This window comes from Streptomyces sp. NPDC055243 (assembly GCF_044544025.1).
Classification (GTDB): domain Bacteria; phylum Actinomycetota; class Actinomycetes; order Streptomycetales; family Streptomycetaceae; genus Streptomyces.
Map to the genome: position 1 here is coordinate 15,540 of NZ_JBITWR010000017.1, position 13,230 is coordinate 28,769.

14 protein-coding genes are annotated in these 13,230 nt (G+C 71.6%); 8 read left to right on the top strand and 6 right to left on the bottom strand.

The features are described from left to right. The first annotated feature begins 188 nt into the window (after positions 1-188). Positions 189-1,706, top strand: coding sequence for a glutamate--cysteine ligase (locus ACIGXX_RS35580; protein ID WP_399982003.1), 1,518 nt, complete (start codon positions 189-191; stop codon positions 1,704-1,706). A 30-nt stretch (positions 1,707-1,736) separates the two neighbouring features. On the opposite strand, the gene ACIGXX_RS35585 is transcribed toward ACIGXX_RS35580, so the two are convergent. Continuing rightward, positions 1,737-3,509 (bottom strand): substrate-binding and VWA domain-containing protein, encoded by a 1,773-nt coding sequence (locus ACIGXX_RS35585; RefSeq protein WP_366463130.1) that lies wholly within the window; start codon positions 3,507-3,509, stop codon positions 1,737-1,739. 166 nt (positions 3,510-3,675) lie between these two features. Between ACIGXX_RS35585 and ACIGXX_RS35590 the strand changes: the two genes are divergently transcribed. Continuing rightward, complete coding sequence (locus ACIGXX_RS35590; RefSeq protein ID WP_361469383.1) at positions 3,676-4,476, top strand: type II CAAX endopeptidase family protein; 801 nt, start codon at positions 3,676-3,678, stop codon at positions 4,474-4,476. A gap of 122 nt (positions 4,477-4,598) precedes the next feature. Here the strand turns inward: ACIGXX_RS35590 and ACIGXX_RS35595 are convergent, their stop codons facing one another. Then, positions 4,599-5,420 carry a PhzF family phenazine biosynthesis protein gene (locus ACIGXX_RS35595; protein ID WP_399982008.1) on the bottom strand — a complete coding sequence of 274 codons (822 nt, stop codon included), beginning with the start codon at positions 5,418-5,420 and terminating at the stop codon, positions 4,599-4,601. Between the two features lie 134 nt (positions 5,421-5,554). Here ACIGXX_RS35595 and ACIGXX_RS35600 point away from each other — a divergent pair, with 134 nt between their 5' ends. After that, positions 5,555-5,743: a hypothetical protein gene (locus tag ACIGXX_RS35600; protein ID WP_399982011.1), complete on the top strand. Its 189-nt coding sequence runs from the start codon at positions 5,555-5,557 to the stop codon at positions 5,741-5,743. Positions 5,744-6,165: 422 nt separating this feature from the next. After that, complete coding sequence (locus tag ACIGXX_RS35605; protein ID WP_361469378.1) at positions 6,166-6,789, top strand: PadR family transcriptional regulator; 624 nt, start codon at positions 6,166-6,168, stop codon at positions 6,787-6,789. Between the two features lie 98 nt (positions 6,790-6,887). On the opposite strand, the gene ACIGXX_RS35610 is transcribed toward ACIGXX_RS35605, so the two are convergent. Next, positions 6,888-7,316, bottom strand: coding sequence for an SRPBCC family protein (locus tag ACIGXX_RS35610; RefSeq protein ID WP_361469375.1), 429 nt, complete (start codon positions 7,314-7,316; stop codon positions 6,888-6,890). Between the two features lie 310 nt (positions 7,317-7,626). Between ACIGXX_RS35610 and ACIGXX_RS35615 the strand changes: the two genes are divergently transcribed. Then, positions 7,627-8,487: a putative protein N(5)-glutamine methyltransferase gene (locus ACIGXX_RS35615; RefSeq protein WP_399982016.1), complete on the top strand. Its 861-nt coding sequence runs from the start codon at positions 7,627-7,629 to the stop codon at positions 8,485-8,487. 49 nt (positions 8,488-8,536) lie between these two features. Here ACIGXX_RS35615 and ACIGXX_RS35620 read toward each other — a convergent pair whose 3' ends face one another. Beyond that, positions 8,537-8,707, bottom strand: a complete 171-nt coding sequence (locus ACIGXX_RS35620) for a hypothetical protein (protein WP_351170032.1) — start codon at positions 8,705-8,707, stop codon at positions 8,537-8,539. 215 nt (positions 8,708-8,922) lie between these two features. Here ACIGXX_RS35620 and ACIGXX_RS35625 point away from each other — a divergent pair, with 215 nt between their 5' ends. The 3 genes from ACIGXX_RS35625 to ACIGXX_RS35635 all read left to right on the top strand — a co-directional run bounded on the left by ACIGXX_RS35625 (position 8,923) and on the right by ACIGXX_RS35635 (position 11,735). Then, the gene (locus ACIGXX_RS35625; protein WP_361469369.1) at positions 8,923-9,534 is read left to right on the top strand and encodes a Clp protease N-terminal domain-containing protein; all 612 of its coding nucleotides are present in this window, start codon (positions 8,923-8,925) and stop codon (positions 9,532-9,534) included. Positions 9,535-9,586: 52 nt separating this feature from the next. Then, on the top strand, positions 9,587-10,603 hold the full coding sequence (locus ACIGXX_RS35630) for a DMT family transporter (protein ID WP_383825856.1): 1,017 nt from the start codon (positions 9,587-9,589) through the stop codon (positions 10,601-10,603). Positions 10,604-10,775: 172 nt separating this feature from the next. Further along, the gene (locus ACIGXX_RS35635; protein WP_399982021.1) at positions 10,776-11,735 is read left to right on the top strand and encodes a DMT family transporter; all 960 of its coding nucleotides are present in this window, start codon (positions 10,776-10,778) and stop codon (positions 11,733-11,735) included. A gap of 105 nt (positions 11,736-11,840) precedes the next feature. Here ACIGXX_RS35635 and ACIGXX_RS35640 read toward each other — a convergent pair whose 3' ends face one another. Together ACIGXX_RS35640 and ACIGXX_RS35645 are read right to left on the bottom strand one after the other, a co-directional pair. Then, positions 11,841-12,476: an FMN-binding negative transcriptional regulator gene (locus ACIGXX_RS35640; protein ID WP_399982024.1), complete on the bottom strand. Its 636-nt coding sequence runs from the start codon at positions 12,474-12,476 to the stop codon at positions 11,841-11,843. Next, complete coding sequence (locus ACIGXX_RS35645) at positions 12,476-13,198, bottom strand: pyridoxamine 5'-phosphate oxidase family protein (RefSeq protein ID WP_399982027.1); 723 nt, start codon at positions 13,196-13,198, stop codon at positions 12,476-12,478. The genes ACIGXX_RS35640 and ACIGXX_RS35645 overlap by 1 nt, the downstream gene beginning before the upstream one ends. Positions 13,199-13,230: the final 32 nt, after the last annotated feature.

Sequence of the window (13,230 nt, forward strand, 5' to 3'; positions counted from 1 at the left end):
TTCACCAGGGGTTCGGGGCGAGGAATCCCCGGCGTACCCCATGCCCGGTGAATGTGCCGCGCGGGCACGGCATCGAGCCTACTGGGCCGGAGGCATGTGCGGGGCGTTATCGATCACATTGCAGGGCATCATCCCCCGAGACATCGCGGCCGGATCATTGGCTGCCCATCCGAGGAGGGGACGCTTCGATGGGGGAGAAGGTCGTAGCAGGAACGTTTGACCTGGCCGAGCGGCACCGGTACCGGAGCAAGCTCAGGGAGTGTCTCGCGGGGCTGCGGAGACTGTTGGACGAGGAGCGGTTCGAGCGCCCCCAGAACCTGATGGGGGTGGAGATAGAGTTGAATCTCGCGGGGCCCGACGGCATGCCGAGAATGCTGAATGCGGAAGTTCTCGAGCGCATCGCAAGCCGCGACTTCCAGACCGAACTCGGAATGTTCAATCTTGAAGTCAATATCGCCCCGCACCGATTGGGCGGACGGGTTCTCGACCGCCTCGCCGAAGAGCTGCGCACCGGCCTCGCCTATGCCCACCGGAAAGCCAACGAGGTGAACGCGGGCATTGTGATGATCGGTATTCTGCCGACGCTCGCCCACCACGACCTGGTCTCGGGGAACCTCTCCGACGTCGACCGCTACGCGCTGCTCAACGACCAGATCGTGGCCGCCCGCGGCGAGGACTTCGTCCTGGACATCCAGGGCATCGAGCGGCTGACCTGCACCTCCGCGTCGATCGCGCCCGAAGCGGCCTGCACCTCCGTGCAGTTGCACCTCCAGGTCACGCCGGGCAGGTTCGCCGACGTGTGGAACGCGGCGCAGGCCGTCGCCGCGGCGCAGGTCGCCGTCGGCGCCAACGCGCCCTTCCTGTTCGGGCGCGAGCTGTGGCGCGAATCCCGGCCGCCGCTGTTCCTGCAGTCCACCGACACCCGCCCGCCCGAGCTACAGGCACAGGGCGTGCGGCCGCGGACCTGGTTCGGCGAACGCTGGATCAGCGACGTGTACGAGCTCTTCGAGGAGAACCTGCGCTACTTTCCCGCGCTGCTTCCCCTCATGGACGACGAGGACCCGCTGGAGGCGCTCGACGACGGCCGGGTGCCCCAGCTGGGCGAACTCGTCCTGCACAACGGCACCGTGTACCGCTGGAACCGTCCCGTGTACGGCATCGCCGGCGGCGTCCCGCACCTGCGCGTGGAGAACCGCGTCCTGCCCGCGGGCCCCACCGTCACCGACGTCATCGCCAACGCCGCCTTCTACTACGGCGTCGTACGCGCCCTCGCCGAGGAGCCCCGGCCCGTGTGGACCCGGCTGCCCTTCGAGGCCGCGGCGAGCAACTTCGACACCGCGTGCCGCGACGGCATCGAGGCCCGGCTGCAATGGCCGCGGCGCGGCCGCTACGGAGGGCTGGTCGAGGTGCCCGCGGTCGCTCTCGTACGCGACGAGCTGTTGCCGCTCGCCGCGGCGGGGCTCGACGCGTGGGGAGTCGAGCCCGCCGACCGGGACTTCTACCTCGGCGTCATCGAGGAGCGCTGCAGGCGGCGGGTGAACGGGGCGTCCTGGCAGGCGGCGACCTACCACCAGGCCCTGGAGACCGGGCTCGAACGCGAGGCCGCGCTCGCGGCGACCACCCGGCGCTACGCCGAGCTGATGCACGCGGGGGACCCGGTGCACACCTGGCCGGTGGGGCTGCCCGAACCGGCCTTCCTGAGCTGAGGCGCCGCGCCGAGGCGCACGGGGGCGGGCTCAGCCGTGGCTGCCCGCCTCCATGATGGCCTTGAGGATGACCGCGTGGATCTGCGCCGGATCATCGACCTGGTGACCTGATCCGCCGGTCGCCTCCGCGATCTGCACGACCTCCTCCTTGTCCGCGTTCGGGCCGACCGCGATCGCGATGAGCGGCACCGGGCGCTTGGGGTCGGCGAGGTTCTCCAGCTGTGCGATGAGGTTGCTGCGCGAGATGGAGCCGAGGTCCTGGTTCGCGCCGTCCGTGAGCACCACGAGCGCGTTGAACTTGCCCTTCGCGTAGGTGGACGTGGCTTCCTTGTACGCCGCAAGCGTCGTGTCGTACAGGCCGGTCGCGCCGCCCGGGATGGGCGCCAGATCGCTGAAGGCCTCCGAGACCTTGTCCCGCTGGGTGCCGCCGCCCTTGCGGTCGCCGAGCCGCTCGGTCGGCACGAGCTTGCGGTAGTCGCGCTCGCCGTCCAGGAGGGTGGAGAACTCCCAGAGGCCGATCTCGTCCTCGTCGGTGAACCCCGCGAGGGCCTGGAGGAGCGAGGACTTGGTGACCTCCATCCGCGTCTGCCCCCGGCCCGGCACGAGCTGGCCCATGGAGTCCGAGACGTCGACGACGGTGCTGAGCCGGGCGCTCTGGACGGTGATCGTCCACATGCCGAGCGTCTCCTGCACCTCCTTCTCGGAGGGAGGATCGGTCGGTTCGTCGCCGTACGGCTGGGGGGTCCGGCCGCCTGCCGCCGTGATGAGCTTCGCCGACGGGGCCTCGGTGCCCGTCCTGAAGCCGTGCCTCTCCAGGATCGCGCGCCCCTCGTCGTCGCCGAACAGCGTCATGAAGCGCAGGGCGGCCCGGCTCTGGTCCGTGGACAGCTCGTCCTCCTGGACCAGGGTGTACGGGTAGTCGAGGCGCGGCGAGCCGTCCTTCGGATAGAACATGTCCAGGCTGTTCTCCTCGCCCGCCGTCGCGTTGTGCTTGAACGCGGCCTGCTCGGAGAGGATCAGCGCCTGGTTGCGGCGCGGGTTGCCCTGCTCGGTGCCGGAGGCGTCGCGGGCCAAGGTGTCAAGGAGCTGGCTGTCGCTGTCGGAGGTGCGCGCGGACAGCGCCTTGGCCAGCCCGGCGGCCTGGGTGTCGCCGTCCTTGCCGCCCGACTTCTTCGCCGAGGCGCTCAGCTTGGCGAGGGCCAGCAGGCCGGTCGCGCTGCGGGCCGGATCGGCGGCGCCGAGCCGCAGCTTGTCGCCCTTCATCGCCGCGCCGGTCAACTCCGGCCAGTTATACGTCTTCTTGGGCCAGCCCAGGGATTCGGCGGCCGAAGGGACCATGGCCATGCCGACCGGCGACGAGGCTATGTTCCCCGCGGGCGACACCTTGTTCTGCCGGCCGCCCAGGCCCACGCGCTGCAGCCACAGTTCGGAGTCCGGCACCCACACGTCGTAGCCCGGATCTCCCTTGCCCGTGCGCAGCTGGTCGGCGACCTTGTAGGAGTCACGGGCGGTGACCCGTACGTCGATGCAGGCTCCGTCGGACGCGACCTCGTTCTCGCGCGCGTCGTCGGCGGCCGCGCGCAGGGCGGGGGCGATGTCGGGCGCGGCGACGACGTCCAGCTCCACCGCGTCGTCGCTGCACGAACCGCCGAAGGTGAGCAGGTCGCTGCGGACGGCGACCGCGGTGCCCGCCGCGACCGTCAGGACCAGTGCCGTCGCGATGGCCACGGTGCGGCCGCGGGTGCGTGGCCGAGGGTCGGGTGCGTCCGTCCCGTACTCATCGGGCAAGCTGTGACGTCCCATGGCGGTGGTGCCCCTCCTTGAGTGATGAAGCAAGGAAAGAGGGGGTGGCATGACCGCAGTCGGCGTCCGTCCCCCTCGGCCTGTCGCGCACGATCTTCGTAACTCTTTTCGAGACCCTAGCGGGGCGGAGATGGGGATGAGGCGGGATTACTCAACTGGAGGCGGAGTGCAAGCGGAGCCCGGGCCGTTGGCCGGTTCTTTTCGGGGCGAGGAGCCATCGCGACGGATCCTCCGGGACGAGACGCTGCTCGTCCTGGCACTTTCCCTGGGTGCGAGCGGTGTGTCCGCGCTGATCAGCTTTGTCGGGTCGGTCACCAAACCGGGTGGTCTGAAGGATCAGGCGGCGACCATGAACGCGTCGGCCGCTCCGGGGCGGCCATGGCTTGATCTCGCGTGGCAATTGTTCGGAATCTCCACCGCGTTGGTGCCGGTCGCGCTGGTCGCGCACTTCCTGATCCGGGAGGGCGCCGGGCTGCGCACGATCGGCTTCGACCGGAGCAGGCCGTGGCCGGACCTGGGGCGCGGGGCGGCGATCGCGGCGGTGATCGGCAGCACCGGGATCGCCTTCTATCTGGCGGCGCGCGGGCTCGGGTTCAACCTGACGGTGGTACCGGAGGACCTGCCCGACGTGTGGTGGAAGTACCCGGTGCTCGTGCTGTCCGCGGTGCAGAACGCGGTGCTCGAGGAAGTGATCGTCGTCGGCTATCTGCTGCGCAGGTTCGGGCAGTTGGGGTGGACGCCGACGGCCGCGCTGGTCGGCAGCTCGGTGCTGCGCGGCTCGTACCACCTCTACCAGGGCATCGGCGGGTTCATCGGGAACATGGCGATGGGGGTGGTCTTCGTGCTCCTGTACCGGCGGTGGGGGCGGGTCGGACCGCTGGTGGTGGCCCATTCGCTGTTGGACATCGGCGCGTTCGTCGGGTACGCGCTGCTCGCGGGGAAGGTGGGGTGGCTGCCGACGCCTTAGGCGGCGGGCAGGGCGGTGCTGGGCTGGCGCGGACGGTGCTGGGCTGGCGCGGACGGTGCTGTGGGGACGTACGACCGGGTGTCGTGCGTCCCCACGGTTGCGTCAGGTGTCAGGGGGTGGTGTCAGGCGTAGAGCTCGCCCTCGATGACGGTGACCGCGCGGCCGGTCACCACGGTGCGGTCGCCGCGCAGTTCCGTGCGGACGAGACCGCTGCGGGCCGAAGCCTGCAGGCCGGTGAGTTCCGCGCGGCCCAGGCGCTCGGACCAGAAGGGGGCCAGGGCGGTGTGGGCGCTGCCGGTCACCGGGTCCTCGTCGATGCCGACGCGCGGGAAGAAGCCGCGGGAGACGAAGTCGTAGCCGCGGCCGGGGTCTTCGGCGCGTGCGGTGGCGATGATGCCGCGCCTGGAGTGCTGGGCCAGGGCCTTGTGGTCCGGGGTGAGGGCGCGCACGGTCTTCTCGTCCGCGAGCTCGACCAGCAGGTCGCCGAGGTTCGCCCCGGTGTCGTAGACCGCGAGCGGCTCGGCGCCGAGTGCCTCCGCCGCGCCGGCGGGGATCTCGGCCGGGGTGAGCGGGGCGGTCGGGAAGTCCATGGCGATGTTGCCGTCGGCGTGCGCGGTCGTGGTCAGGACACCGCTGCGGGTGGCGAAGCGCACGGTGCCCTCGGCGGCGCCGGTGGCCTGTAGCACGTGGGCCGTGGCGAGCGTGGCGTGGCCGCAGAGGTCGACCTCGGTGGTGGGCGTGAACCAACGCAGCGCCCAGTCGGCTTCGCCGTGCGCGGGGAGGCGGTGGGCGAAGGCGGTCTCGGCGTGGTTGACCTCCGCGGCCACGTTCTGGAGCCAGGCGTCCTCGGGGAATGCGTCGAGGAGGAGGACACCTGCGGGGTTGCCCGTGAAGGGGCGGTCGGAGAAGGCGTCGACGATGCGGATGCGGTGGGAAGTGGACATGTCGATGACGCTAGCGGGCCAATGCGGGGGTGGGACAAGGCCAATTGGGGGTTGGTGGCCCGTTGGGGGGCGGTTTTTTTGGGGGGCCACGCGTGAGTGGGGCTCGGTGGACTGGGTGAAGTGGGGGGCGGGGCTTGCTGGGGGCTGCCGTGGGGGCGCGGGTGCGGGGGTTGCGGGTGCGGGTGCGGGTGCGGGTGCGGGTGCCGGTGCCGGTGCCGGTGTGGTGGGGCTGGTTGGCGGGGTCGACGGTGGTGGTCGGTGAGTCGGGTGGCGGCGCCGTCGGTGTGCGGTCGCTGCTCCCTCTCCGTTCGGGCCGTTGGTGATGACCCGGCCTGTCCGGCCCAGCCGCCGGGTGGCCCTGCCCTCCCCTGCGGGTGTCGGCGCCGGTGTGGTGGGGCTGGCTTCGTGTGAGGCGTCGGCCGGGCTCGTGAGCGTGATCGCGTACGGCTCAGGGGGGCGTCGTTGGCGGGGTCGACGGTGGCGGTCGGTGAGTCCGGTGGCGGCGCCGTCGGTGTGCGGTCGCTGCTCCCTCTCCGTTCGGGCCGTTGGTGATGACCCGGCCTGTCGTCCGACCCAGTCGCCGGGTGGCTCTGCCCTCCCCCCAAGCTCCTGACCTGCTGCTCTGCCCACCCCTCAGAAGAGCCTTGCCATGCGAACTGTTCCGATATATCGTTGACGCATCGCGACAGATCAACGATGGCGCGATAGATCACCTACGAGAACAAGCGCACGAGGAGTGATTGCTATGCGTTCCCACGGTTATGAACACGAGCACGGACGTGGAAAGTGCGGCCCCGGCCATGAGGGTCGGGGTGGCTTCGAGGGCCGGCGCGCCGCTTTCGGTCCCTTTGGGCCCGGCTTCGGCGGTCCCGGTGGACCCGGCGGCCCCTGGGGCGGCGGACGAGGCGGCAGGGGCGGTCCGCGCGGCAGGGCGCGGCGCGGCGACGTACGCGCGTCGATCCTGGCCCTGCTGAAGGACCGGCCGATGCACGGCTACGAGATGATCCAGGAGATCGCCGAGCGCAGCGGCGGGGCATGGAAGCCCAGCCCCGGTTCGGTCTACCCGACCCTCCAGCTCCTGGAGGACGAGGGTCTGATCAGCAGCGCGAGCGAGGGCGGCAAGAAGCTCTTCTCGCTCACCGAGGCCGGTGTCACCGCGGCCGAAGAAGGTCCTGACGCGCCTTGGGAAGAGGCCGGGCGCGGGGTCGACTGGGAGACGCTGAACGAGATCCGGCAGGCCGGCTTCGGTCTGATGGAGGCGTTCGGCCAGGTCTGGAAGACCGGCAGCAAGGAACAGCGCGAGAAGGCTCTCACGGTCATCAACGACGCCCGTAAGAAGCTGTACCTGATCCTCGCCGATGAGGACTGAGGTCGTGGGGGTCGATGAACCCCATGGCCGCTGAGGCGCCCCGCACTTCGCGTGTGGGGCGCCTCTTTGCGTACGAGTTGCCCGCGGGGGAGTCTCGCTCAGGTCACCAGGCCCGCCAGCTTCCGCAAGGACTCGTTCAGTGCCGCCGTCGCCGAGTCCTTCAGCTTGCCCGCCATCAAGGAGACCGCCGCGCCCGTGAAGTCGCCGTCGATGCGTACGTTCGTCGCGTCCCCGTCGGGCGTGAGCGTGTAGCGCGTGCCGACCGTGACGCCCATCGGGCCCTTGCCCTTGATGGCCAGGGTGCGCTCGCTCTCCAGGTCCTCGATCGTCCAGTTGACCTCGGCGGGGAAGCCCATCAGCTTCATGTTCTCCAGGAACGTGCCGCCCACCTCCAGCGTGGTGGGACCGCCCTTGGGAAAGTTCGTGTGCGTGGCGTTCCACTCGCCGTACGAGGAGAAGTCGGTGAGCTGGGCCCAGACCTTCTCCGCGGGCGCCTCGATCCGTGCTTCCGCGCTGACTTCGGCCATGCGACACCCCTTCTCTGTGGGCGCTGCGGCGGGGCGCAGCTGTGGTGTCGCGGAACGTAGCCGCAGGGCCTGGAACATTCAATACTGATGAACCGTCAGATGTCATGGACGCTCCGGGGTGCCGCCCCTGCTGCCCGGAACCGGGTCGGGTACTGTTGCCCTCCCCGCGACGGACGCGGGCAGACGGACCCAGGAGGTGAGACCCATTACCGCAGCAGCAGGTCGGGCGCTCCCCCTTCGCGACCGCGCGGTTCACCCGGCATAGGTGACCGAGGGAGCCCCATAGGCGTCCCGAAAGGTTCCTCTTCTCATGTCGGTCTCACCTTCGTCACCCGCGGCACCCTCGTCTTCCGTGGCCCCCTCGTCACCCACGGCATCCGCCGCGTCGCCCATAACGCCCCTCGCGCCTTCCGTCATCGTCACCAGGCTGCGCGCCGCCGGTTGTGTCTTCGCCGAGGACGAGGCGCAGTTGCTCGCCGACACCGCGCGTGACCCCGCCGAGCTCGCCGCCATGGTGGAGCGGCGCGTCAGCGGTCGGCCGCTCGAACACGTCCTGGGCTGGGCGGAGTTCCGCGGTCTGCGGATCGCCGTGGACGCCGGGGTCTTCGTGCCCCGGCGGCGCACCGAGTTCCTCGTGCAGCAGGCCGCCGCCCTCGCCGGGCCCGGGGCGGTCGTCGTCGACCTGTGCTGCGGCTCGGGCGCGCTCGGGGCCGCGCTCGGCGCCGCCGTCGCCGGGGTCGAGCTGCACGCCGCCGACATCGACCCCGCCGCTGTGCGGTGCGCCCGGCGCAACCTCGCCGATGCCGGGGGGCGGGTGTACGAGGGCGACCTCTACGAGCCGCTGCCCGGCGCCCTTCAGGGCCGCGTCGACGTACTGCTGGCGAACGTCCCCTACGTACCCACCGAAGAGGTCGGTCTCCTGCCGCCGGAAGCCCGTATCCACGAGGCGCGTGTGGCGCTCGACGGTGGCGCGGACGGCCTCGACGTCCTGCGGCGGGTGACGGCGGACGCGGCGCGCTGGCTGGCACCCGGCGGCCGGCTGCTGTTCGAGACGAGTGAGCGGCAGGTGCCGTACGCGCTCGAAGCGGTCGCCGACGGCCGGCTCGTGGCGCGGTCGGTGAGCGACGAGGAGATGTACGCGACGGTCGTCATCGGGACGCGGCCCGCGTAGGTCTCGTCCGGGGAGCGCGGGGCCTGGCGGGGTCAGGGGGGGGCGTGGTTCAGCCGACCTTGCGTATGACCGCGGCGTCGAAGAGGTCGCACGCCCTGGGGAAGGGGCCCTCGTCGTGGCAGTGCCAGGCCTCCCAGAACAGGTCGGCGGGCAGTGCGTCATCGGGTGCGTACACCCGATACACGTACTGCCTGCCGTCGATCGCCGGCAGCGCGACCATCCAGCACTCGCACTCCATGCCTGAAAGACGAGTGACCGGTGCGTCATGGTTGCGTTCCCGGCGCGAATCAAGGCGGCGCGCGCCCCTCGGGGAAGAACAGTGGGATCTCATCCGTAAGGAGGAGAAGCCACACATGCGTACCCAACCTGTGTCGGACGCGAAGATGCTTCCCGCCGCCGATGACGGCGCTCTTGGGGGCTGATGGGGTGGGAGATGTGCAAAGCCGTACCCCGCAGGGCGCCGAGCCCGGCCCGACCCGAGCAGACATCGACTCCCGACTCAGCGCAGCGCTGGCGTCGGTGGTGGCAGGCGCGCGCCGGCGTGCGGTGCGCGACGGGGACCGGCAGATCGACACCGCGCATCTGCTGCACTCCCTGCTGGAGACCGACCCCGACGTGCGGGCGGCCTTCGACGACGGGGCGCACGTGGTGCGGCTGCTCGGCTATCTCGTCCAGCGCAGCATCGGCTACGGCCTGCAGTGGCAGGGGACGGTCGAGGACTCCGGAGCCGTGCCGCTGGTGCGGGCGGGCAACCCCGCCTCCGTGCAGTCCGCCCCGGTGAAGGAGACGGGCTGGTCGCCGTCCGCGACCGCCGCCATGGAGGCGGCCATCGAGCGGGCCGGCCGACGCGGTGAACCGCGCGCCCTCGGCATGGACCTCCTTGCGGCGCTCGCCGCCGATCCGGACTGCCGCGCGGTCGAGGTCCTGGGGCGGGCCGGGGTCGACGCGCGGGCGATCCTGCGGCGGATCGAGGACGATCCGTTCCCCGGGACGCCCGCCGACGCGTTTCCGTACGCCGACCCCTACGCCGAGACGTCCGCGGATTGAGACAGGGTCTACCGAGGATGACGCTCATGACACGCCCTGACATGCTGGGCCGGTGCAAGCGTCTCAGGGGAAACAGGCAGGCTCGCGGCTGAGCCACGGGAGAGGCGTCGGTCTGGGGCTCGCCCTGGGGTCGGCGGTCGCCTTCGGTGGTTCGGGTGTCGCGGCCAAGCCGCTGATCGAGGCGGGCCTCGACCCGCTGCATGTGGTGTGGCTGCGGGTGACGGGCGCCGCCCTGGTGATGCTGCCGGTCGCCTGGCGCCACCGCGGACTGCTGTTGCGCAGGCCCGCGCTGCTGCTCGGCTTCGGCCTGCTCGCCGTGGCCGGTGTCCAGGCCTGCTACTTCGCGGCGATCTCCCGCATCCCCGTGGGCGTCGCGCTCCTGATCGAGTACCTCGCGCCCGCGCTCGTCCTCGGCTGGGTGCGCTTCGTGCAGCGGCGGCCTGTGACGCGGGCGGCCGCGGTGGGCGTGGTGCTCGCGGTCGGCGGGCTCGCCTGTGTCGTGGAGGTGTGGGCCGGGCTGAGCTTCGACGCCGTGGGGCTGCTGCTCGCGCTGGGCGCCGCGTGCTGCCAGGTCGGCTACTTCGTCCTGTCCGACCAGGGCAGCGACGCGGGGGACGACTCTCCCGACCCGCTCGGCGTCATCGCGTTCGGACTGCTGATCGGCGCCGTGGTGGTGACCGTGGTGGCGCGGCCGTGGGGCATGGACTGGTCGGTGCTCGCAGGCAGCGCGGACATGGACGGCTCGGCCGTTCCCGCGTGGACGCTCATCGCCTGGATCGTGCTCGTCGCGACCGTCGTCGCCTACGTCACCGGGGTGCTCTCGGTGCGTCGGCTCTCTCCGCAGGTGGCAGGCGTCGTGGCCTGTCTGGAAGCGGTCATCGCGACCGTGCTGGCCTGGGTCATTCTGGGCGAACACCTGTCGGCGCCGCAGATCGTCGGGGGCGCCGTGGTGCTCGTCGGGGCGTTCATCGCGCAGTCGTCCACGCCTGCCAAGCCCCGGGTGGGGCCGACCGCGGGCGGCCTTCCGGAGCCGGAAGAGCAGTTGTCGTCGACCGGCACCGCCGCCTAGGGTGCTGATCATGCATTCACGCGCGCTCGTTCTTCCGCCTCCCGCCGCTTAAGCGCGGGCACCTCCTGGATCACACCCGGCCGGTCGCCGGGTGGAACGACGCTGCCCGCAGACGGAGCCAAGGACCTTCTTTTCCTTTCTGCGGAGAACTCACGTGTCGAATGTGTCGCATGTGTCGACTGTTGCCTCCGGCCTGTCCGTCGGACGCGGCCTCTTCTATCTGATCGTCGCCGGTACGGCCTGGGGCACCGCCGGTGCCGCCGCCGCACTGGTCTTCAACGCCAGTGACATGGGGCCGGTCGCCCTGTCCTTCTGGCGCTGCGCCGGCGGCTTCGTGCTGCTGTTCGCCGTCCGGCTGGTGCGGGCGCGCCGACGGCCCTCGTACGCCGCCGCGGGCGCGCCGCTGCGGCGCAGGCTGCCGCGGATCGTGGCCACCGGCGTGGCCCTCGCCGTGTTCCAGACCGCCTACTTCGCCGCCGTCGAGTCGACCGGGCTCGCGGTCGGCACGGTGGTCACCATGGGTGCCGGGCCCGTGCTCATCGCGCTCGGGGCGCGGTTCATCCTGGGGGAGCGGCTCGGGGCGGGCGGCGTCGTGGCCGTGGCCGGGGCCCTCGCCGGGCTCGTGGTGCTCGTCCTGGGCGGCGGCGGCGCCAGCGTGCGACCGCTGGGCGTCGGGTGGGGGCTGCTCTCGGCGGCCGCGTATGCCGCGATGACGCTGCTCACGCGGTGGTGGGGGCGGGACGGCGGCGCCGACTCGTCCGACACGACGGTCTGGTCGTTCGCCGTGGTGTCCGTCTGCCTGCTGCCGCTCGCCGCGGTGGAGGGCCTCATCCCGCATGCCGCCGATCCGGCGCGGATGGGCCTCTACCTGCTGTACATCGTCGTGATCCCGACGGCGGTCGCCTACGCGCTGTACTTCGCGGGCGCCGCCGTCATCCGGTCCGCGACCGTCTCCGTGATCACGCTCCTCGAACCGCTGAGCGCCGCGGTCATCGCGGTCGTGCTGCTGGGCGAGGAGCTGACCGTCTCGACGGTGGTCGGCACCTTGCTGATGCTGGCCGCGGTGACGGGCCTCGCGGTCGCGGAGACGCGGGGCGTGGCCGCGGCGCGTCGGGAGGCGGCCTTGGCCTGAGAGGGCTCGCGGGGCGCGGCTTTTGTGACCGCGCCCCGCGGGCGCCGCCCTCTGTCGGGTTGGTGGGGGCTGGTCGCGCAGCTCCCCGCGACCCTGACGGGGCGCTCAGCGGCGGCGCAGTTGGTGTTCGTGTGCCGCCCTGTCGCGTGGGCCGTCGCGTTGCGTGAGGCCCGCCGCGATTCTGTTCTGGACCTCCTGCGGCTTGTGGCTCGCGTACTTGAACTTGGCTTGTACGTCCGTCACTTCGAGGCACAGGGCGCGGATGCCGGAGAGCATGCGGCCGAACGGCGCCTCGCCCACCGCTGCCGGGGCCGAGCCGCCCTCCGGCTGGAAGTGGGCGACCTGGCGGTTGAGCAGCTCGGCCTTCTCCTCCGGGGCGTCCACGATGCGGGCGGTGCACCGGAGCTGGACGGCGGCGTAGAAGCTGGTCGGCACGCCGTGCTCGGGCGGGGTGTCCGGGGGCGCCTGCCAGGGGCCCGGCACGTACACGTAGTCGTCCACCACGCTGAGCAGCACTTCCGGATCGGCTTCGAGCGCGGGCCACAGCGGGTTGGGGCGCGCCAGGTGGGTGATCACGCGGCCGTGCGGGCCGTGGCCCGCTTCGTAGGCGAAGTGCGTGGGCTGGACGTGCGGGGGCTCTCCGGGCAGGCCGTTCACGGCGAGCTGTCCGAAGTCGTGGGCGGCCAGCCACTGCTGCCACTCGGTGTCGGAGCGCGGTGCGTCCCAGGGGTGGATCAGCATCACAGCTCGATCAGGTAGTCGGGGGCCTCGATGCCGGGGCCCAGGTCGGCCGACGGGACGAGCGGGTCGTGGCCCTTGCGCAGCGGGACGACGCCGGCCCAGTGGGGCAGGTCGAGGTCCTCGGGGTCGTCGTTCGGGCCGCCGGTGCGCACCTTGGCGGAGACCGCGGCGAGGTCGAGGCTGAGCACGGCGGTGGCCGCGAGCTCCTTGGCGTTCGCGGGGCGGGAGTCGGCGGCGCGGCCCGGCACGACGTGGTCGACGAGTGCGTCCAGGGCGGCGCGCTTCTCCTCGGGGTCCGTGACCTGGTGGGCGGTGCCGTGGATCACCACGGAGCGGTAGTTGATCGAGTGGTGGAAGGCCGACCGGGCCAGGACGAGGCCGTCGACGTGGGTGACGGTCAGGCAGACCGCGAGCCCCGGGTCGGCTTCCTGCTGCCGGGCGTCGCCCGCCATCCGCAGCGGCCTAGAACCCGTCGAGCCGTGCACGTACAGGCGCTCGCCCACCCGGCCGTACAGCGTCGGCAGGACGATCGGGGAGCCGTCCCGCACGAAGCCGAGGTGGCAGACGTAGGCCTCGTCGAGTATCGCGTGCACCAGTTCCTGGTCGTACGCGGCGCGGTCGCGCCCGCGGGTGGGCACGGTCAGGTCGGTCGGCGCGTACGAGGCGGTGTCGGTGGCGGTCTCGACGCCGGTGTCGATGCCGGACTCGGATGCGACGCTCATTGCCTTCTCCATTGCACTAGTGCATAATCTGG

What these genes read in the sequence shown, in the direction of transcription:
- ACIGXX_RS35580 (WP_399982003.1), top strand. Translation starts at nt 189, where the DNA reads ATGGGGGAGAAGGTCGTAGCAGGAACGTTTGACCTGGCCGAGCGGCAC.
- ACIGXX_RS35620 (WP_351170032.1), bottom strand. Translation starts at nt 8,707, where the DNA reads ATGGTCGCGCTGCCGGCGATCGACGGCAGGCAGTACGTGTATCGGGTG.
- ACIGXX_RS35605 (WP_361469378.1), top strand. Translation starts at nt 6,166, where the DNA reads ATGCGTTCCCACGGTTATGAACACGAGCACGGACGTGGAAAGTGCGGC.
- ACIGXX_RS35645 (WP_399982027.1), bottom strand. Translation starts at nt 13,198, where the DNA reads ATGAGCGTCGCATCCGAGTCCGGCATCGACACCGGCGTCGAGACCGCC.
- ACIGXX_RS35610 (WP_361469375.1), bottom strand. Translation starts at nt 7,316, where the DNA reads ATGGCCGAAGTCAGCGCGGAAGCACGGATCGAGGCGCCCGCGGAGAAG.
- ACIGXX_RS35585 (WP_366463130.1), bottom strand. Translation starts at nt 3,509, where the DNA reads ATGGGACGTCACAGCTTGCCCGATGAGTACGGGACGGACGCACCCGAC.
- ACIGXX_RS35615 (WP_399982016.1), top strand. Translation starts at nt 7,627, where the DNA reads ATGTCGGTCTCACCTTCGTCACCCGCGGCACCCTCGTCTTCCGTGGCC.
- ACIGXX_RS35640 (WP_399982024.1), bottom strand. Translation starts at nt 12,476, where the DNA reads ATGCTGATCCACCCCTGGGACGCACCGCGCTCCGACACCGAGTGGCAG.
- ACIGXX_RS35595 (WP_399982008.1), bottom strand. Translation starts at nt 5,420, where the DNA reads ATGTCCACTTCCCACCGCATCCGCATCGTCGACGCCTTCTCCGACCGC.